At 68.3% G+C, this 18,990-nt stretch carries 16 protein-coding genes; 4 read left to right on the top strand and 12 right to left on the bottom strand.

Annotation, left to right across the window (positions count from 1 at the left end; all coding sequences use genetic code 11):
• Positions 1-79 precede the first annotated feature (79 nt).
• A complete protein-coding gene (locus ELQ90_RS04635; protein ID WP_128494051.1) occupies positions 80-634 on the top strand; it encodes a hypothetical protein in 555 nt (184 codons plus the stop codon).
• Here ELQ90_RS04635 and ELQ90_RS04630 read toward each other — a convergent pair.
• From ELQ90_RS04630 to ELQ90_RS04595, 8 genes are all read right to left on the bottom strand, one after another.
• Positions 598-1,245, bottom strand: a complete 648-nt coding sequence (locus ELQ90_RS04630; RefSeq protein ID WP_128494050.1) for a GNAT family N-acetyltransferase — start codon at positions 1,243-1,245, stop codon at positions 598-600. The two genes, ELQ90_RS04635 and ELQ90_RS04630, sit on opposite strands and share 37 nt — an antisense overlap.
• Positions 1,242-3,098: a helicase HerA-like domain-containing protein gene (locus tag ELQ90_RS04625; protein ID WP_128494049.1), complete on the bottom strand. Its 1,857-nt coding sequence runs from the start codon at positions 3,096-3,098 to the stop codon at positions 1,242-1,244. Before ELQ90_RS04625 ends, ELQ90_RS04630 begins: the two co-directional genes overlap by 4 nt.
• Before the next feature lie 10 nt (positions 3,099-3,108).
• Positions 3,109-4,218, bottom strand: a complete 1,110-nt coding sequence (menC, locus tag ELQ90_RS04620) for an o-succinylbenzoate synthase (protein ID WP_128494048.1) — start codon at positions 4,216-4,218, stop codon at positions 3,109-3,111.
• Entirely contained in the window at positions 4,215-4,982 is a 768-nt protein-coding gene (locus tag ELQ90_RS04615; RefSeq protein WP_128494047.1) for a GNAT family N-acetyltransferase, read from the bottom strand. Before ELQ90_RS04615 ends, menC begins: the two co-directional genes overlap by 4 nt.
• 4 nt (positions 4,983-4,986) lie before the next feature.
• Positions 4,987-5,631, bottom strand: a complete 645-nt coding sequence (locus ELQ90_RS04610) for a phosphatase PAP2 family protein (protein ID WP_128494046.1) — start codon at positions 5,629-5,631, stop codon at positions 4,987-4,989.
• Positions 5,632-5,686: 55 nt separating this feature from the next.
• The gene (locus tag ELQ90_RS04605) at positions 5,687-6,913 is read right to left on the bottom strand and encodes a multidrug effflux MFS transporter (protein WP_128494045.1); all 1,227 of its coding nucleotides are present in this window, start codon (positions 6,911-6,913) and stop codon (positions 5,687-5,689) included.
• 198 nt (positions 6,914-7,111) lie between these two features.
• Entirely contained in the window at positions 7,112-8,293 is a 1,182-nt protein-coding gene (locus ELQ90_RS04600) for a cystathionine gamma-synthase (protein ID WP_128494044.1), read from the bottom strand.
• Positions 8,294-8,322: 29 nt separating this feature from the next.
• Complete coding sequence (locus ELQ90_RS04595) at positions 8,323-9,687, bottom strand: cystathionine beta-synthase (RefSeq protein WP_128494043.1); 1,365 nt, start codon at positions 9,685-9,687, stop codon at positions 8,323-8,325.
• Between the two features lie 221 nt (positions 9,688-9,908).
• Between ELQ90_RS04595 and ELQ90_RS04590 the strand changes: the two genes are divergently transcribed.
• The gene (locus ELQ90_RS04590; protein WP_128494042.1) at positions 9,909-10,610 is read left to right on the top strand and encodes a DUF3105 domain-containing protein; all 702 of its coding nucleotides are present in this window, start codon (positions 9,909-9,911) and stop codon (positions 10,608-10,610) included.
• A gap of 4 nt (positions 10,611-10,614) precedes the next feature.
• Positions 10,615-11,349, top strand: a complete 735-nt coding sequence (locus ELQ90_RS04585; RefSeq protein ID WP_128494041.1) for a DUF305 domain-containing protein — start codon at positions 10,615-10,617, stop codon at positions 11,347-11,349.
• Between the two features lie 680 nt (positions 11,350-12,029).
• Here the strand turns inward: ELQ90_RS04585 and ELQ90_RS04580 are convergent.
• The 4 genes from ELQ90_RS04580 to ELQ90_RS04565 form a co-directional block, all read right to left on the bottom strand.
• Positions 12,030-13,895 (bottom strand): ABC transporter ATP-binding protein, encoded by a 1,866-nt coding sequence (locus tag ELQ90_RS04580; protein WP_128494141.1) that lies wholly within the window; start codon positions 13,893-13,895, stop codon positions 12,030-12,032.
• Positions 13,896-14,084: 189 nt separating this feature from the next.
• Entirely contained in the window at positions 14,085-15,059 is a 975-nt protein-coding gene (locus ELQ90_RS04575; RefSeq protein WP_128494040.1) for a carbohydrate ABC transporter permease, read from the bottom strand.
• Entirely contained in the window at positions 15,059-16,192 is a 1,134-nt protein-coding gene (locus tag ELQ90_RS04570; RefSeq protein WP_128494039.1) for a carbohydrate ABC transporter permease, read from the bottom strand. Before ELQ90_RS04570 ends, ELQ90_RS04575 begins: the two co-directional genes overlap by 1 nt.
• A 137-nt stretch (positions 16,193-16,329) precedes the next feature.
• Entirely contained in the window at positions 16,330-17,649 is a 1,320-nt protein-coding gene (locus tag ELQ90_RS04565; RefSeq protein ID WP_128494038.1) for an ABC transporter substrate-binding protein, read from the bottom strand.
• Between the two features lie 325 nt (positions 17,650-17,974).
• On the opposite strand from ELQ90_RS04565, the gene ELQ90_RS04560 reads away from it, so the two are divergent.
• Positions 17,975-18,982 carry a LacI family DNA-binding transcriptional regulator gene (locus ELQ90_RS04560; RefSeq protein ID WP_128494037.1) on the top strand — a complete coding sequence of 336 codons (1,008 nt, stop codon included), beginning with the start codon at positions 17,975-17,977 and terminating at the stop codon, positions 18,980-18,982.
• Positions 18,983-18,990 lie beyond the last annotated feature (8 nt).

Raw genomic sequence — 18,990 nt, 5'->3', positions numbered from 1 at the left:
CCGTCTCCTTGTCCTCCAAAAGGTGGATGGTGAACAGGCCTCACACTCGGGCAGACTGTACGCCGGGGAGAGGGGCACCATGCTGAAGACCGTGACGACGGGATCGTCGATCACCGTGCACGTGCGCCGCCGTCTGCTCGGCCAAGGCCTCGTGGCGGTCGCGTCCCTCACGGTCCCCATCCTGCTCGTGCTGTTCTGGCTCACCGTCCCGGACGGGCCCTGGATGTGGGTCGCCACCGCTGCCGCCGTCGTCCTCCTCCTCGTCGCGTACGGCGTCTACCAGTACTTCCGCGTCGCCGTCACCGTGACGCCCACCCACCTCATCGAGAAGACGTTCTTCGGCGGCGTCAATCGTGTCCCGGTCGAACGCGTCGCTCGTGCTGTTCTCCTCGACCTGCACCGGACGCTCGCCGCCGAACCGCGTCGCCAGCTCTTCGTCCTCGACGCCGACGGTCGGGTTCAGTTGCGCATGCGCGGCGACTACTGGTCGACGGCCTCGATCCACAAGGTCGCCGAACACCTCGTGACCGTTCCCGTCGAACACATCGAGAATGCGCTCACACTCGATGAGTTACAGCGAACCAACCCTCTGATGCTCTACTGGTTCGAGCGGCGCCCCACCCGACTCGGCTGATCCTCGATGCGACGAGCGAAGACGATCGACTCCCCCGGCACCGTTCCGCGGTCCTCGATCATCTCCGTGAAGCCCGTACGACGGTAGAACGCGATCGCGGACGCGTTCGACTCGCCCACGACGAGGTGCACCCCCGGCACTCCGCGCTCCCGCAGCTGCTCGGCGGCGGCCTCGACGAGCCGTCGCCCCATCCCGGCTCCGCGCACCGATTCCAGCAGATCGATGTGCAGGTGAGCGGGGAACTCCTCGACGCACGAGACGAGCATCCTCTCGGGGTCGGCGGCCGCCGACAGGAGCGACGGATCCGCCGCAGTCCTCGCGACACGCGCCGTCGACACGGACGGCCACCACTCCTCGACGAACCAGCGGGAGAACGCCACGGTGTCCGTCGTCCCGAGGAGATACCCCTCGACACGACCGGTGTCGTCGACCGCGACGACACCGAAGCCGGTCTCGTGCTCGACGTAGGGGGTCGCGTACACATCGGCGAGGACCTCGTCATCGACGTACTCCCCCGTCGCGTCATCACCACCGCGTCCCGTGAGCAGACAGATCCGGGCGACGGCCGCCCGATCACGCGGCTCGAGGGCCCGGATGCCGAGGGCGGTCATCGTCGTCGCCTCGTGCCGAAGATCCCCTCGACGACCCCGGTGAGGATCGTGCGGGTCGCCCGGGACCCGAGCACCTGCTCGAGCACGCTCGTCGATGACGTGCGGGACGACGGTCGTCGCGTCGGGGACGCGGTCTCCCTCATCGTTCGCTCGTACTCCCGTTGCGCCTTCTTCTCGGCGGCGGAGGTCGCCTTGTCGATCGCCGCCTTCTGCTTCGCGTACTCGGCCTGGGCCTTCGCGGCGGCCACGTCCTCCTCGGCGCGCCGGGCAGCGGCCGCAGCCGCCTCGAGCCGAGCGGTCAGCAGCTCTCTCGCGGACTCCCGATCGACGGCGGCGCCGTAGCGGGCCTGCAAGGGCGAGGCGGACACGGTGCTCTCGACGACGGCGGCCTCACTCGGGGACATGAGCGCCTCCGGAGCGCGCAGCCGCGTCCAGGCGACGGGAGTCGGTGCGCCGTCCTCGCTCATCACCGTCACGATGGCCTCGCCGGTCCCGAGACTCGTGAGGACCTCGGCGAGGTCGTACGACGACGTGGGATAGGTGGTCACGGTCGCGGCGAGCGCCTTGGCGTCCTCGGGCGTGAAGGCGCGCAACTGGTGCTGGATGCGCGAACCGAGCTGCGCGAGCACGTCCGACGGGACGTCCTTCGGCGTCTGCGTCACGAAGAACACCCCGACCCCCTTCGAGCGGATCAGGCGGACCGTACGCACGACCTGCGCGAGGAACTCCTTCGAGGCGTCGGCGAAGAGGAGGTGCGCCTCGTCGAAGAAGAAGACGAGCTTCGGCTTGTCGAGGTCGCCGACCTCCGGGAGATCGTTGAAGAGGTCGGCGAGCAGCCACATGAGGAACGTCGAGTAGAGCTCGGGCCGGTCGGCGACCCCGGGCACCTCGAGCAGGCTGACGATCCCGCGACCGTCGGGCGCCGTGCGGAGGAACTCCGCCGAGTCGATCTCGGGCTCGCCGAAGAACGTGTCGGCACCGCGGTCGGCGAACGCGATGAGTTCGCGGAGGATCACGCCGACCGTCGCGGACGAGAGCCCGCCGAGGCCACGGAGCTCCGCCTTGCCCTCGTCACTGACGAGGAAGGTCAGGACGGCGCGGAGGTCCGCGAGGTCGAGGAGCGGTAGCCCGGCGTCCTCCGAGTAGTGGAAGACGAGTCCGAGGCTCGACTCCTGGGTGTCGTTGAGCCCGAGCGCCTTCGAGAGCAGCAGCGGCCCGAAGCCCGCGACGGTGGCACGGATGGGGACACCCGTCCCGTGACCACCGAGCGAGAAGAACTCGGTCGGGAACGACTGCGGCGACCAGTCCTGTCCGATCCCGGCCGTCCGTTCGAGCAGCTTCGGGCTCGACGTCCCCGGGGTCGCGATGCCGGACAGATCGCCCTTGATGTCGGCCGCGAAGACCGGGACGCCCGCGGCGGAGAGCTGCTCCGCGAGCACTTGCAGCGTTCGGGTCTTCCCGGTACCCGTCGCTCCCGCGATGAGCCCGTGTCGGTTCGTCATCGCGAGCGGGATGCGCACCTGTACGTCCGGTACGGCCCGACCGTTGACGACCGCTCCGAGTTCGAGAGCTGCGCCTTCCGTCGCGTAGCCCGAGCGGATGCGGTCGAGATCCTCGGCCGTCAGCGGGCCGGAACCGCTCGCGCCGGTCGCGCGTGGCAGCGCGCTCACATCTGCCGCTGCCGCGGCGGCGGCCGCGAGAGCGAGTTCGGCATCCCTCGCCGCCTCCTCGGCGACGCGCGTCGCCTCGTCGGCGGCCGCCTTCGCCTTCTGTGCGACGGCGGCGAGCTCCTCGGCGCGCCGTCTCGGATCGGTACCGACGTCCGGTCGTGCTGCGTCGCCGCCGCTCCTCATGTCCGTCATCCTATGATCGCGTGAAGACGCGCGGCTCCGCGACGGCCCAGCGCTCGACGAGCTCCGTCCGGACCGTCACGCCCGAACCAGGACCGGTGGGGACGGCGAGGTAGCCGTCGTCGAGGACGAACGGCTCCGTCAGGTCCTCGGCGAAATAGCGACTCGACGCGCTCGTGTCGCCGGGGAGGGCGAAGCCCGGAAGTGCCGCGAGCGCGATGTTCATCGCCCGCCCGATCCCCGTCTCGAGCATGCCTCCGCACCACACGGGGACGTCGAGCGCGCGGCACGCGTCGTGGATGGACACCGCCTCGAGGTAACCGCCGACCCGGCCCGGCTTGATGTTGACGATGCTCGTCGCGCCACGCTGGATCGCGTCGATCGCGATGCCCGTCGACGTGATCGACTCGTCGAGGCACACGGGGGTGTCGATCGAGTCCGCGAGCAGGGCGTGCGCCGCGATGTCCTCCTCGACGAAGGGCTGCTCGATGAGGAGCAGCCCGTACTCGTCGAGTCGCCGTAGATGGTCGACGTGATCGAGTGTGTACGCGGTGTTCGCGTCGACCTGGAGGGGCAGCGTGCCGATGCGCTCCCGCACACGAGCGACGGGCTCGAGGTCCCACCCCGGCTTGATCTTGAGCTTGATGCGCCGATACCCGGCTTCGACGTAGCCGTCGACCTCCTCGAGGAGGGTCTCGATGTCGGGACTGATCCCGACGGAGACGCCGCACTCGACCCGGTCCCGGACGGCGCCGAGCCGCTCCCCGAAGGACGTGCCCGTCGAGCGCAGTTCCGCGTCGAGAACAGCCGCTTCGAGGGTCGCCTTCGCCATCCGGTGGCCGATGACGCCGGCGAAGAGCTCGTCGAGGCCGTCGGCCGTCACATCCGAAGCGGCGAGGAGGGCCGGGACGAGGAAGCGCTCGATGATCGCCGCGCAGCCTGCGACGTACTCCGAGCTGTAGTCGGGGGTCGTCCCCGCCACGCATTCTCCCCAGCCGTCGACGCCGTCGCCGACGACGTGCGCGAGCAGGACGTCGCGCTCCGTCTGCCGTCCGAAGCTCGTCTCGAAGGGACGCACGAGCGGCATCCCGATGGTGTGCAGTTCGACGCGTTCGATCCTCATCGTCGTTCCCTCTCTCTCGTCGCGGTCGGGCGGTCGAAGATGTAGCCGGTGCCCGTGAACTTGACGCTCGAGCCGGCGTCGAGCGCCTCCGCGAAGGACTCGCGACTGCTCTCGCGCAACCGTGCGGCGGCGGCGGGATCGTCGCCACGGAGGGCCTCGAAATCCGCAGGCAGGGCGACATCGTCCTCCCTGTCGTCGACGTCGCGAGGAACACCGTCGAGAGCGAGCTCGACCTCCGGTGCGTCGAGCCGCCACGACACCTCGAAGCGGTCGCTGCGGTCCGACCCGTTGATGGCGTCGTCGAGCACCCCGTAGAAGTCCGGGCGGAAGGCCGACACGTCCGCTCCGAGCTTCCAGAGGTTGAAGCGCGCGTTCCGCCTGATGAGCGGGTCGTAGGTCCAGCGCACCTCTCGCACTCCGTTGTCGAGACACAGCGCACGCTGGGCGAGTTTGAGGGCGAAGCCGACCCCGGTCGAGCGCGTGTGCGGATCCACGGCCGTCATGTGCGAGTGGACGTGCAGTCCGCCGTGCCAGCCGAGGAAGGAGAAGAGCGCGCCGAGCACGGCATCGCCCCGACGGGCGATGAGGACCGGGTTCCCCGCGTGCGCGAGGGCCTGGAGGGTCGACGCGTCGGCTCCGCGCCCCTCTCCCCACGTCGCCGAGAACACTCGCTCGGTCGCGAGTGCGCCGGCGGGGGTCAACGCCTCCTCCACAGAAACACCGGCGCGATCCGCCGCTCGCTCCGCTCGCGCTCGCGGGCTCATGGCCTCAGCCACGGGAGCGCCGTCCGAGCGGTTCCCGGCGGAGGAGCGGTCGCGCGAGGCCCGCGACGATGAGTGCGACACCGATCCCGACGAGCGCGCCGCCCCCGACGTCGGTGGCCCAGTGCGCGCCGAGCAGCAGTCGCGAACCCATCATCGCGACGAGGTAGAGCACGAGAACGACCCGGAGCGCGACCGAGCGGAAGGCGAGGAAGAGGACGGCGACGAGCACGGCCGCATTCGATGCGTGGCCGGAGGGGAATGACCCGAAGTCGCTCTGCACGAGCATGTCTTCGGGGCGATCCCGGGCGACGATCGACTTCAACACCCTGGTCAGCCCCCAGGTGAGCGCGGCCGCCACCACGATCACGGCGGCGGACCACGGCCGACGCGCGACGAGGAGCACGACGACGAGGGCCGCCGGGACGACGAGTGTCGCCACGAGCCCGCGGCCGAGGGCGTTGAATCCCTGCGCAACAGCGATGGTCGCTGGAGAGCGGATCGACGTCGCGACACCCGACCACCACGCGTCGACGACGTTGGGCTCGGGGAGCACACCCGCCGCGATGAGGACGCCCGCGACAGTGACGACCAGGATGAGCGCGACGCCGACACCGACCATGATGCGGACGGAGCGCGCGCGGGATGCCATCACCCCACGGTAGCGGCCGGATCTCGCCGACCACCACGCCCGCCGCGCGCGCCGATCAGTTCGAGAGCTCCGGCACGGTTCGCGGTCGCACGATGACCCAGATCGAGAAGGTCGCGATGAGCGCCGTCCCGAGCATGACCGATCCCATGGCCGTCGCGGAGATGCCGAGCACGCCGACGATCGGCGAGATCACGCCGGCGAGGCCGAAGTTGAGCGCGCCGAGCAGTGAAGCAGCGGTACCGGCCTCCTTCGCGTGGTTCGCGAGTCCCAGGACCTGCACCGCCGGGAACGAGAAGCCGCACGCGGTGATGTAGAAGAACAGCGGCACCAGGATGCCGATGAGCCCGGCGTCCGTCTGGGCGAGGAGGATGATCACCGTCGCCGAGGCAACGTGCACGGCCGTCGTGAACGCGAGGATCCACTGCGGACCGTATCGCCGCATGACGCGCGACGAGATCTGGACGCCCACGACGACCCCCACCGAGTTGACCGCGAAGAGCAGCCCGTACTGCTGGGCGTCGAGCCCGAAGTGCTGCTGGAACAGGAAGGACGACGACGCCAGGTAGGCGAACAGGCCGGAGAACGTCATGCCACCGATCAGGGCGACGCCGAGGTAGGCGCGGTCAGTGAAGAGGGCGTGGTAGCGCTGACCGATGGTGCTGTGACCAGCCTCGGCGCGCCGGGCGGGGGGGAGCGTTTCGACGATGAACACCGCGACCGCCGTCACGACGAGCGCGCCGTACACGGCGAGGAAGACGAAGAGCCCTTGCCAGTTGACGAAGCGCAGGAGCTGAGAGCCGATCACCGGGGCGAGGATCGGGGCGAGGCCGTTCACGAGGGCCAAACGCGACAGCATGCGGACGAGTGGTTTCCCGCCGAAGAGGTCGCGCACCATCGCCATCGCGACGACTCCACCGGCCGCCGCTCCCGCGCCCTGCATCACGCGGAAGACCCCGAGCCATACGATGTCCGGCGAGAAGATGACGCCGATCGACGCGGCGATGTGCACGCTCGTGGCGATGAGCAGCGGCAGGCGACGACCGACCTTGTCGCTCCAGGGGCCCATGAAGAGCTGACCGACCGCGAATCCGATCGTCGTGCCCGTGAGCGTGAGCTGGATGAGGGCGGCGCTCACGTCCAGTTCGTCCTCGAGGACCGGGAACGCGGGCAGGTAGAGGTCGATGGTGAACGGCCCGAGCGCCGTGAGGGCGCCGAGGACGAGGATGTAGACGACGCGCTGTCGACGGGACAGGGCATCGCCGGGATGAACGACGGTCGTCACGTCACGGCTTTCGAGCTGGGGATGGATGAGGAGCGGATGCAGCGGCTCGTCGCCTCGGGGCGCGGAGCGGGCCAGTGCTCGTGCACAAGCCTATCGAATCGTTTCGAACCGGCGTCACACCCTTGACGCGTCGAAAATGCGAAAACCGTGGAGCACAGGCGCTCGTCCGTGCTCCCCGGTTTCCTCGACCGCGCGGATTCAGTGCTGCTTGACGGCCTTCGCGAGAGCACGGTCGACGTCGGCGATGAGTTCATCGGCGTCCTCGAGGCCGACGGAGAGCCTCACGACGTTCTCGGGCACCGCGAGCTCCGTTCCCGCGACGGACGCATGCGTCATCGCGGAGGGGTAGTTCACGAGCGACTCGACACCGCCGAGCGACTCGGCGAGCTGGAAGACGCGGGTCTTCTCGGCGAATCGACGCGCGACCCGCTCGCCGCCGGCGACCGCGATCGAGAGCATCCCGCCGAAGCGCGACATCTGCGCCGCAGCGATCGCGTGCCCGGGGTGCGACGAGAGACCCGGGTAATAGACGGTCTCGACGCTCGGGTGTCCGTCGAGGAACTCCGCGAGCTTTCCGGCGTTCTCGGAGTGCCGCTGCATCCGGACGTCGAGCGTCTTCAGACCGCGCGTCGTGAGCCACGCCTCCATGGGCGCGGCGATGGCACCGGCGGCGAACTGCAGGAAGCGCACCTTCTCCTCGAGTTCGTCGTCGTTGAGGACGAGCCCTCCCCCGATCACGTCGGAGTGGCCGCCGATGTACTTCGTCATCGAGTGGACGACGACGTCGGCTCCGAGCCTGAGCGGTCGCTGGAGCGCCGGCGAGGCGAACGTGTTGTCGACGACCGCGAGGATCCCCGCGGCATGCGCGATCTCCGTGAGCTCCGCGATGTCGCTGATCTTCATGAGCGGGTTCGACGGCGTCTCGATCCAGAGCACCTTCGTCCGGGGCGTGACCGCCTTGCCGACGGCGCGCAGATCGGCGAGGTCGACGACCGTGTGCCCGATGCCCCAGTCGCCGAAGATCCGGTTGATGAGCCGGTAGGTGCCGCCGTAGACGTCGTTTCCGATGACGATGTGGTCGCCGGGTCGCACGACGGCACGCAGGAGCGCGTCCTCCGCCGCGAGTCCCGACGAGAAAGCGAGGCCGTGTCGGCCGCCCTCGAGCGCGGCGAGCTGGATCTCGAGCGCCGTGCGGGTGGGGTTCGCGCTCCGACCGTATTCATAGCCGCTGCGCAAGCCGCCGATGCCGTCCTGGACGAACGTCGACGACTGGAAGATGGGAGGGATGACGGCGCCCGTTGCGGCGTCGTGGTCCTGGCCGGCCCGGATCGCGAGTGTCGCGAAGGCGCCGGCGGACGTGGACTTGTGCTTCTTCGCCATGGGGTTCTCCTGACTCGAGTACCGACGCTCTACTCGCCGAGGAAGGCGAGGAGGTCGTGACGGGTGATGACGGCGTGCGGCTTGCCGTCGAGGGTGACGAGGAGCGCGTCGGACGTGGCGAGAGCCGCTCGCGCGGCGGCGACCGACTCACCGGATCCGATGATCGGCAGCGGATCCGCGACGACCGTCGAGACGGCATCGGACATCTTCGAGTCTCCCGAGAACACGTTCTCGAGCAGGGAGCGCTCGGAGACGGCGCCCATGACCTCGCCCATGACGACGGGCGGTTCCGCCGTGAGCACGGGCAGCTGCGAGACGCCGAACTCGCTCATGACGGAGATCGCGTCGCGCACCGTGTCGGTCGGGTGTGCGTGCAGGAGCGCCGGGATCGCGCCGTTCTTGCCCGACACGATGTCGGCGACGGTCGCGCCCTTGTCCTCTTCGAGGAAGCCGTAGGAGCGCATCCACTTGTCGTTGAAGATCTTGCCGAGGTAGCCGCGGCCTCCGTCCGGGAGCAGAACGACCACGACGGCGTCGGCCGGCAGCTCGCGCGCGGCGCGCAGAGCGGCGACGACGGCCATGCCGCTCGAGCCGCCGACGAGGAGCCCTTCCTCGCGGGCGAGGCGACGCGTCATGGCGAAGGACTCGGCGTCCGTGACGGGGATGACCTCGTCCACGACGGTGGGGTCGTAGGCGCCCGGCCAGAAGTCCTCGCCGACCCCCTCCACGAGATACGGGCGACCGGTGCCGCCCGAGTAGACGCTTCCTTCGGGGTCGGCGCCGATGATGCGCACGGCGTCGCCCGCGACCTCGCGGAGGTAGCGACCGGTGCCGGAGATCGTTCCGCCCGTGCCGACGCCCGCGACGAAGTGCGTGAGACGCCCGTCGGTGTCGCGCCAGATCTCGGGTCCGGTGGTCTCGTAGTGGCTGCGAGGACCGTTCGGGTTCGCATACTGATTGGGCTTGAAGGCTCCCGGGATCTCCGCAGTCAAGCGATCGGAGACGCTGTAGTACGACTCGGGGTGCTCGGGTGCGACGGCCGTCGGCGTCACGACGATGTCGGCGCCGTAGGCCGTGAGGACGTTGCGCTTGTCCTCGCCGACCTTGTCGGGGAGGACGAAGATGCAGTGGTAGCCCCGCTGCTGCGCGACGAGGGCGAGACCCACGCCCGTGTTGCCCGACGTCGGTTCGACGATCGTGCCGCCGGGCTTCAGGAGTCCCTCTTCCTCAGCGGCGTCGATGATTCGGCTCGCGATGCGGTCCTTCGCGGATCCGCCGGGGTTCATGTACTCGACCTTCGCGAGCACCGTGGCGGCGATGCCGTCGGTGACCGAGTTGAGTCGGACGAGGGGGGTGTCGCCGACGAGATCGAGAATGGTGGCTGCGTACTTCATACCGGTGTCCTTGCGTAGCTGTCTGTGAGGTGCCCTCACCCGGGCGGGGTCGTTCTCTACGTGACTAACGACAGCGGCAACAGGGGAAGGAGGACGACACCCCTCCACTCTAGACGAGTGACAGGACGATCGCCCGGGGTGACGTCGCGGTCCATTCGAGGGAATACACAGCGCGATCCAATAGGTTGGACGTCACGAGTACCCGTGATCGAGAGGCCCCCGTGACCCCCAATCAGCAGTCGCCGTCCGGCGCGAACCTGCCACCGTCGGTGAAGAAGCAGACCGTCAAGGAGCAGCGTGCCACGCAGCGCGCCGAGAAGGTCGAGGCTTACAAGAAGGAGCAGGCCCGCAAGGCGCGCAATCGCCGGATCGGGATCTGGTCCGCCGTGATCGGAAGCGTGGCGATCGTCGCGCTCGTCGTCACGACCATCGTGCTCACGGCTCCGCGCAGCGCCTCCTACACGGCGGGCAGCTCAGGAGCGGAGATCCAGGGCGTCGAGACCTTCGAGAACACAGCCGGACACGTCGAGGGCGCCGTGACGTACGCGCAGACCCCTCCGGCCGGTGGCGAGCACAACCCGTACTGGCTCAACTGCGGCGTCTACAGCGAGGTCGTCCCCAACGAGAACGCGGTGCACTCGATGGAGCACGGCGCCGTGTGGGTGACGTACGACCCGGACACGAGCGAGGAGGACCTCGCGACGCTCCGTGAGAAGCTGCCCTCGACCTACGTCATCCTCTCCCCGTTCGAGGACCTCCCGAGCCCCGTCGTCCTGAGCGCGTGGAACGCTCAGCTCCAGGTCGACTCCGTCGACGACTCGCGCATCGCCGAGTTCTTCGAGGAGTACTGGCGCAGCGACAAGGTGCCGGAGCCCGGCGCCTCCTGCTCCGGTGCCGTCGACGGCCCTGGGAAGGTGAGCTGACCGCATGACGATCGGCGACGGGACCGACGACTCGGATGTCGCGCCGGGGCAGGCCACAGCGGCCGCTTCCGGCTCGCGTCGCCGCTCCCCCGTCGCCGTCGCGATCATCGCGATCCTCGTCCTCGTCGCCGTCGCAGCCGTCGCTTTCTCGGTCGGTCGGCTGTCGACCCTCGGGGAGGCGACGCCGACCGACACGAGTGCCGAAGCCGGGTTCGCCCGCGATATGCAGACCCACCACAATCAGGGGGTCGAGCTCGCGCTCATCGTCCGCGATCTCACCGACGCGCAGGACGTCCGCACGCTCGCCTACGACATCACGACGACGCAGGCCACCCAATCGGGCATGATGTACGGCTGGTTGCAGGAATGGGGCCTGTCGCAAGCAGGCTCCGAGCCGTCGATGACGTGGATGACGCGGCCCGGTCTCGACGGGACCGGCCACGAGCACGGCGGAGACGGTGCGTCGGCGCACGAGCCGGGGGCGCCGATGCCGGGTCTCGCCACGAGCGACCAGATCGCCGAATTGAAGACGCTCTCCGGCGAAGACGCAGAGGTCTACTTCCTCCAGCTCATGATCGCGCACCACCGAGGAGCGGTCGAGATGGCCGAGGCCGTGCTCGATCGCAGCACGAACGAGACCGTCACGCGCTTCGCGAACGGCGTGGTCGCGAGCCAGGAGTCCGAGATCGACCTCATGGAGTCGATGCTCGCCGACCGCGGCGCGACCGACGAGCTCTGACCGCCCCTGCTCTCCTTGAGTTGTCGCATATCCGCGGTCCTGAGCCCTGATGACCGCTGATATGTGACAACTCGAGCGTCGACCCGTCGACCACTCACGGCGACTGTCGACGTGGCTCCACATAGTGGCCTCGGCTCCGAGCACCTCTCACGGGTAGCCTGCACTCTCATCGGATGCATCGACGACCGCTCCCCAACGATCCGCCGGACGTCTTCGTGGTGTCACAGGCCCTCGCCCTCGGCGCCAATTGGGATCGACTGAGTCGGTCCGACCTCTCGGCCCCATTCCACGGCGTCCGGGTGAGATACGCGTGGGACCCCGGCGACGAGGCGGAGGCCGAACTCGCCCATCGGGCGCGGCACTATGCGGCACGCATGCTGGAGGAGGAGTTCTTCGGTCACGAGACGGCAGCGCGGCTCTGGGGTCTTCCCCTCCCGCCGGATCAGGACGTCACGCCCGTACTCCATGTGACCGTACCGGCGCCGCTGCGCGCTCCTCGGTCACACCGCTCATGCCCCACGCTTGACGCGCATCCGCGGTCTGCCGGCCCCCAGACCGCGGAACTGCGCCATCCGCGCGATACCGATTCGTTCGATGGACGCGAATCCGCTATGAAACGGGGAGGGGACAGCTGATGTGTGACAAGTCAAGAAGAGAGGGGTCCGAGGGGGCGCCGTCGATCAGACGGCACCGGTGCGCTGCTCCGCGTGCATGCGCGCGTAGATGCCGCCGTGCGAGATCAGGTCCGCGTGGGCGCCGCGCTCCACGATGCGACCGGCGTCGACCACGAGGATGACGTCGGCGTCCACGACCGTGGACAGGCGGTGGGCGATCGCGATCGTCGTCCGCCCCGCCGATGCGGCCTCGAGCGCGTGTTGAACGACTCGCTCGGAGATCGAGTCGAGCGCACTCGTGGCCTCGTCGAGCACGAGGACGGCGGGGTCCTTGAGCAGGACCCGCGCGATCGCGATGCGCTGCTTCTCCCCGCCCGAGAGCCGGTAGCCGCGCTCCCCCACGATCGTGTCGTAGCCGTCGGGGAACGACACGATCGTCTGGTGGATGTTGGCGGCGATCGCGGCGGCCTGCAGTTCCTCGTCGGTCGCGTCCGGCTTCGCATAGCGGAGGTTCTCGGCGATGGACGCATGGAAGAGCGAGGTCTCCTGGCTCACGATCCCGATGTGGGAGACGAGCGAGTCCTGGGTGAGGTCGCGCACGTCGGCCCCCGCGAAGGAGACCGTCCCGCTCTCCGCGTCGTAGAAGCGAGGCACGAGGTACGACACGGTCGTCTTCCCCGCTCCGCTCGGCCCGACGAAGGCAGCGAACTGGCCGGGCTCGATGCGGAATGAGACGCCGTCGAGCGTCGGGCGCGAGTCGTCGGCCGCGTCGGGATAACGGAACGAGACATCCCGGAATTCGACGAGACCGAGCGGACCCGGCGCCTGCTCGACGGTGATCGCGTCGGGCTTGTCGGTGACGCGCGGGCGGAGGTCGAGGTACTCGAAGATGCGGGCGAACAGGGCGCCGGACGTCTGCACGTCGAGTCCCACGCGCATGAGCGCCATGAGTGGGAACAGCAGACGGGACTGGACCGTCGTGAACGCGACGATCGTTCCCGCCGTCACGCCGTCGTTCCCGCCTACGAGCAGCCAGCCCGAGACGAGGTACACGATCGCGGGGATCGAGGACAGGAAGATGTTGACCATCGCGAAGAACCACTGGCCGCTCATGGCCTGCCGGACCTGCAGCGTGATCTGCGTCGCGTTCGCCGTGCGATAGCGCTCGATCTCGCTCTCCTGGCGGTTGAAGCTCTTCGACAGCAGGATGCCCGATACGCCGAGCGTCTCCTGCGTGATCGCGGTCATGTCGGAGAGCGACTCCTGCGTCTGGGTCGCGATGCGCGCCCTCACCTGACCGACGCGTCGCTGCGCGGCGACGAGCGCGGGCATGAGGACCAGAGCGACGATCGTCAGCCGCCAGTCGATGAGCACCATGGCGACGATGGCGGCGAGCACGTTCACGGTGTTGCCGAGCACGCTCGAGACGGTGTTGGTGAGGACGCTCGCGACACCGCCGACGTCGTTCTGCAACCGCGACTGGATGATGCCCGTCTTCGTGTGGGTGAAGAAGCTCAGCTCCATCGATTGCAGCTTGGCGAACAGCTCGACGCGGAGGGCGCCCATCACACGATTACCGACCGTCGCCGTCAGGTAGCTCTGCCAGACCCCCAGACCGCTCGTCAGGATGAAGATCACGATCATGATGACCACGATGCGCGAGAGCGAGCCGAGATCGGGGCCGCCCGCGGCCGGGAAGAGCCCCACGTCGAAGGCCTGCTCGACGAGCAGTGGCGGGACGACCGAGAGTCCGGCGGCGAGGACAACGAGCACGGCTGTGACGACGAGCTGCGCGCGGTACGGTGCGAACAACCCGGTGATCCGCCGGAAGAGGTTGGGGATCCTCGGCGCTTCGGCGTTGAGCGCCCGCTGCATCGACTCGTCGCTCGCGCTCACGCGCGCTCTGGGCCCACCGTGCCCGCCGCCCCGCATCGTCATGACCTCACCCTACGACCGCACCCGGAGGCCTCCGGACGGTTGCGCCGAGGGCGTACGAGCGCCCTCGACGGCCCGCCAGGGACGCGGCGGGGACGACGGACGGCGGCGGACTCCCTTGTCCACCGCCGTCGTCCGAGGGCCCCGTCGGTCTCCGTCGATTCACACCGAGGGCGACCCGTGTTCCTACCCCTTGGTCGATCCCGCGAGCAGTCCGCGCACGAAGTACCGCTGCAGGCTGAAGAACACGATGAGCGGGACCAGGATCGAGATGAAGGCGCCGGCCGTGAGCAGGTGCCAGTCCTGACCTCGGCTTCCCGTGATCTCGGCGAGCAGCTTCGTCATCGGGGCGACGGAACCGTCCGCGAAGATCAACGCCACCAGAAGGTCGTTCCACACCCACAGGAACTGGAAGATCGCGAAGGACGCGATCGCCGGCATGGTGAGCGGGAGGACGATCCGGAAGAAGATCTGCCCGTGACCCGCGCCGTCGACGCGAGCCGCCTCGATCACCTCGGCGGGGATCTCCGCGATGAAGTTGTGCAGCAGGAAGATCGCGAGCGGCAGCGCGAAGATCGAGTGGGCGATCCAGACCTGTGCGTAGCCCGCCTGACCGAAGGCCGCGATCACGGGGAAACCGAAGATCTCCCCCCGCGAGAACAACTGGAGCAGCGGGACGAGGGCCATCTGGATCGGCACGATCTGCAGCGCGAACACGGCGATGAAGAGCATGTTCTTGCCGCGGAAGTCCATCCACGCGAAGGCGTAAGCCGCGAGCGACGCGATGACGAGCGGGATCGCCGTCGCCGGGAGCGTGATCGCGATCGAGTTGATGAACGCGCCGGCGAGCGTGAGCTGACTGTTACCCGACTGCAGCACCGTCGTGTAGTTGTCGATCGTGAAGCCCCAGTTGCTGAGGATCGTCCACCAACCGGTGGTGCGGACCTCATTGGCGGGGCGGAACGACGAGACGAAGAGACCGAAGGTCGGAATCGTCCACAGGATGGCGATCACGAGAGCGGCGATCGTGGCGCCGCGAGACGTCAGTCGGCGCTTGGTGCCCTTCGCGAATCCGCCGCTCTCGACGCGACGCTCGCCTCGAGCGAGCGTCTTCTTCTGGTCCTCGTCGACGGGAAGGTCGATGGGGGTGACGGCACTCATCAGCGGATCTCCCTCTGCTTCTTGATCTGCCGGGCGTTGTAGATGACGATCGGCATCACGAGGAGGAACAGCACGACCGCGAAGGCCGCGGACCGCCCCTGCTCGAAGTTCTTGAACTGGGTGTACATCTCGTTCGCGATGACCGAGGTGTTGTTCGCGCCGGCCGTCATGGTCCTGACGATGTCGAAGACCTTGAGCGAAGCGATCGAGATCGTCGTGAGGACGACCACGAGGGAGGAGCGGATGCCGGGGACCGTGACGTTGATGAATCGCTGCCACGCGTTCGTCCCGTCGAGTTCCGCGGCCTCCATCTGCTCGGCGGGGACGCCCTTGATGGCTGCCGAGAGGACGACCATGGCGAAACCTGTCTGCACCCAGATGAGCACGACGATGAGGGCGAGGGTGTTCCACGGGTCGGCCGAGAGGAAGGTCACCGGCTGACCGCCGAACCACACGACGATCTGGTTGAGCAGACCGATCTGCTCCTGGTCGGCCGGGCGGGCCGTGTAGACGAAGCGCCAGATGATCGACGCACCGACGAAGGAGATCGCCATCGGCATGAAGACGAGGATCTTGAAGTACTTCTCGCCGCGTGATTTGTCGATGAAGACGGCGTAGGCGAGTCCCGCGATGGTCGACACGACGGGGGCGATGAGCACCCACACGATCGTGTTGAGCACCGTGCGGATGGCCTGGGGCTGCGTGAAGATCCAGATGAAGTTGTCGAGACCGACGAAGCCGTCGCCGCGCGCGTTCTGGAAGGCCTGGATCGTGGTCTGGATCGTGGGGACGACGAGACCGATCGCGAGCAGGACGATCGCCGGGGCGAGGAAGCCGAAGAGCTGGAAGAGATAACCCGCTCCGGCCGACGACCGGTAGTCGAGCCAGAAGAACAGGAGCCCGAGCACGCCGGCCGCGATGATCGCGATCGTGTAGGACTCGAGCGCCGCGAGGATGAGGAGCGGGATGAGGACGCACGCCGCGAGTCGCAGAATCGTGTAGATCCTGCCGCGACGGGGTGCGATCTCGATGAAGAAGATCAGGATGCCGATCAGGACGACGAACGCCGCGATGATGACCGGGACTTGCGCGAGGGCCGGCAGGGTGCTCAGCCACGTGAGGAAGGACGACATGGACGCCTCTCGAGTGCGACGGTGGACTCAGTGCTCACCATACGCGGTGTAGCGGGTCGGGTGGGTGGTGCGGTGCAGAGGTGGGGAGAAGGGCCGCCGGGACGTTGTCGGTCCCGGCGGCCCCGCCCATCGGCCGACTATTCGGATGGCCAGCCGGCCTCGATCTGCTCGAGGACTACCGGCGTCTCGGTTCCGTTGATCCAGTCGATCATGCCCTTCCAGAAGGAACCGGCACCGACGGCGCTCGGCATCAGGTCGGACGCGTCGAAGCGGAACGTGGTCTCGGGGTCCTGGAGGATCTCGATGGCCTGCGTGAGGATTCCGCTCGAGGCGTTGGCGGGGTCGAGTCCGGTGTTGGCGGAGATGACACCACCGAGCTTGACGCGGCTGTTGGCCCACTCGGGCGTGGAGAGGTACTCGAGCACGGCCTGCGTGTCGGCGTCGTCGCTGAACGCGCCGACGATCTCACCACCACCGGTGACGGCCTGCGAGCCATCGATCGACGGCGTCAGGAAGGCCCAGACGTCGCCGTCCTCGGCGACCGTCGCACCGGCGTCGGTGATGAAGCCGTCGAAGAACGAGGCCTGGTGGTGCAGGGCGCACGTACCATCGGCGAGAACACCGGCGACATCACCGAACGGCGTCGTGTTGATCGAGGCCACGTCTCCGAGGCCCGCGTTCACGTACTCCGGGTTCTTGAGGATCTGGCCGACGGCGTCGAAGGCCTCGGCGATCTGCGGGTCCGTGAAGGGGATCTCGTTCGCGACCCACTGGTCGTAGACCTCGGGGCCCGCCTGACGGAGGACGAGGTCCTCGATCCAGTCCGTTCCCGGCCAACCGGTCGCCGCGTCCGAGCCGAAGCCGGCACACCACGGAGCGGTGCCCGTGGTCTCCTGAATGGTCGCGGTCAGGTCGACGAGCTCCTGGTACGTCGTGGGCACAGCCCACCCGTTCTCCTCGAACTGCGACGGCGAGTACCAGACGAAGCCCTTGACGCTCGCCATGAGCGGCGCGCCGTAGAAGGTGTCGTCTACGGTGCCGTACGCCTTCCAGTCCTCGGACCAGTACTCGTCGACGTTGTCCTCGACGGCTTGGGGAGCCGGCTTGAGGAAGTCGCGCGACGCGAGGTCCGCGAGCAGACCGGGCTGCGGGAAGATCGCGATGTCGGGGGCGTTTCCGCCCTGCGCGCGAACGGAAATCTGCGTCTCGAACTCCTTGGAGGCTTCGTAGACGATGTCGATGTCGTTCTCTTCCTCCCAGTCCTTCCAGGATTCTTCGAGAAGCTCGGCCTCGGTGTCGGCGATGGTGCCGTAGACGGTCACCTTGCCGTCGCCCTCGCCGCCTCCGCCGCCCGTGCCAGGGCCGCCGGGTCCGCCGGAACATGCCGTGAGGGCCAAGCCCATCACGCCGATCGCGGCGATGGGTGCGAGAACTCGCCCCCGTGAAGTGATTCGCATCAAGTGCCTCCTCGTTGAGTGTGTGCGCCACGACGCGTAGGGCCGCAGGCTCGGGTCGATCTCCGAACGGGTCGGGAACCGGTTCCATGCACACGCTATGGCACGGCAGACCATTGCACAACGTTCGAAGATCACAAAACGATATACCTGTGGATAAACGCTGAGAGCGCTCTCAGCGTGCTAGGGCGGCGACAGGATGGTGCGCTCGCGCGATTTCGGGAGAGCGCTCTCATTCGAACGCTCGCGCTACGATCGGGAACCGTTTCCATTCTGGGTCGAACGTGCGTTAGCCTCAGGTGCCGACCCAAAGGAGGGATGCACGACGATGAGCGGAATATCGGACGTTGCGCGCATCGCCGGGGTCTCCAAGTCCACGGCGAGCCGAGCGCTCACCGGCGGCGGATACGTCTCGGAGGCGACTCGTCAGCGCGTCCTCGACGCCGCCGCCCGCATCGGCTACGTCGCCTCCACCAATGCGGCGAGCCTCGTGACCGGCCGCACGAAGAACGTCGGCGTCATCATCCCGTTCGTGAACCGCTGGTACTTCGGCGAGGTCCTCGAGGGTGTGGAGGACGCGCTCCTCGCGTGCGACTACGATCTCACCCTGTACAACGTCCGACCGGGAAGCGCGAGTCGATCGCGCATCTTCGAACACTTCCTCGCACGCAAGAGGTTCGACGGCATCATCACGATCGGGCTCGATCTCTCCCCCGCCGAACTCGAGCGCTTGCGCTCGCTCGACCGACCCGTCGTGTCGCTCGGCGCCCAGGTCGAGGGCGCCAGCTCTGTGGCGATCGACGACGTCGCCGTGTCGCGGCTCGCGACGGAGCACCTCATCGGCCTCGGGCACACGCGAATCGTCCACATCGGCGGAGGCCGCTCGGAGGACCTCCACGGAACCGTCCACGGCCGACGATTGCGCGGCTATCTCGACGCGATGGAGGATGCTGGGCTCGGCGCGCAGACGCTCCACGTCCCGAGCGAGATGACGCTACCGGGCGGCTACGCCGCCGGCGTCCAGGTCGTTAGCAACCTGCGCTCGCGACCCACCGCCATCTCCGCCGCGTCGGACGAGGTCGCCGTCGGCGCGATCGTCGCCGCCCGGCGCACCGGGGTGCAGGTCCCGGCGGAGTTGAGCGTCGTCGGGGTAGACGGCCACGAGTACGCGGAGATGTTCTCCCTCACGACCGTCGAACAGTCGCCCCGAGAGCAGGGCGTCGCCGTCGTCGAACTCCTCATGGACGCCCTCGAGGGCCGACACGCATCCCCGACGACGCTCCTGCATCCCACGCGTCTCGTCGTCCGGAGCACGACGGCCCGACCGAGGGAGTGACGACGGCG

It is taken from the genome of Labedella phragmitis (assembly GCF_004078635.1).
Taxonomy (GTDB): Bacteria; Actinomycetota; Actinomycetes; order Actinomycetales; family Microbacteriaceae; genus Labedella; species Labedella phragmitis.
This window is presented reverse-complemented; position numbering and strand designations above follow the sequence as displayed.

What these genes read in the sequence shown, in the direction of transcription:
- ELQ90_RS04635 (WP_128494051.1), top strand. Translation starts at nt 80, where the DNA reads ATGCTGAAGACCGTGACGACGGGATCGTCGATCACCGTGCACGTGCGC.
- ELQ90_RS04630 (WP_128494050.1), bottom strand. Translation starts at nt 1,245, where the DNA reads ATGACCGCCCTCGGCATCCGGGCCCTCGAGCCGCGTGATCGGGCGGCC.
- ELQ90_RS04625 (WP_128494049.1), bottom strand. Translation starts at nt 3,098, where the DNA reads ATGAGGAGCGGCGGCGACGCAGCACGACCGGACGTCGGTACCGATCCG.
- menC (WP_128494048.1), bottom strand. Translation starts at nt 4,218, where the DNA reads ATGAGGATCGAACGCGTCGAACTGCACACCATCGGGATGCCGCTCGTG.
- ELQ90_RS04615 (WP_128494047.1), bottom strand. Translation starts at nt 4,982, where the DNA reads ATGAGCCCGCGAGCGCGAGCGGAGCGAGCGGCGGATCGCGCCGGTGTT.
- ELQ90_RS04610 (WP_128494046.1), bottom strand. Translation starts at nt 5,631, where the DNA reads ATGGCATCCCGCGCGCGCTCCGTCCGCATCATGGTCGGTGTCGGCGTC.
- ELQ90_RS04600 (WP_128494044.1), bottom strand. Translation starts at nt 8,293, where the DNA reads ATGGCGAAGAAGCACAAGTCCACGTCCGCCGGCGCCTTCGCGACACTC.
- ELQ90_RS04595 (WP_128494043.1), bottom strand. Translation starts at nt 9,687, where the DNA reads ATGAAGTACGCAGCCACCATTCTCGATCTCGTCGGCGACACCCCCCTC.
- ELQ90_RS04585 (WP_128494041.1), top strand. Translation starts at nt 10,615, where the DNA reads ATGACGATCGGCGACGGGACCGACGACTCGGATGTCGCGCCGGGGCAG.
- ELQ90_RS04580 (WP_128494141.1), bottom strand. Translation starts at nt 13,895, where the DNA reads ATGCGGGGCGGCGGGCACGGTGGGCCCAGAGCGCGCGTGAGCGCGAGC.
- ELQ90_RS04575 (WP_128494040.1), bottom strand. Translation starts at nt 15,059, where the DNA reads ATGAGTGCCGTCACCCCCATCGACCTTCCCGTCGACGAGGACCAGAAG.
- ELQ90_RS04570 (WP_128494039.1), bottom strand. Translation starts at nt 16,192, where the DNA reads ATGTCGTCCTTCCTCACGTGGCTGAGCACCCTGCCGGCCCTCGCGCAA.
- ELQ90_RS04565 (WP_128494038.1), bottom strand. Translation starts at nt 17,649, where the DNA reads ATGCGAATCACTTCACGGGGGCGAGTTCTCGCACCCATCGCCGCGATC.
- ELQ90_RS04560 (WP_128494037.1), top strand. Translation starts at nt 17,975, where the DNA reads ATGAGCGGAATATCGGACGTTGCGCGCATCGCCGGGGTCTCCAAGTCC.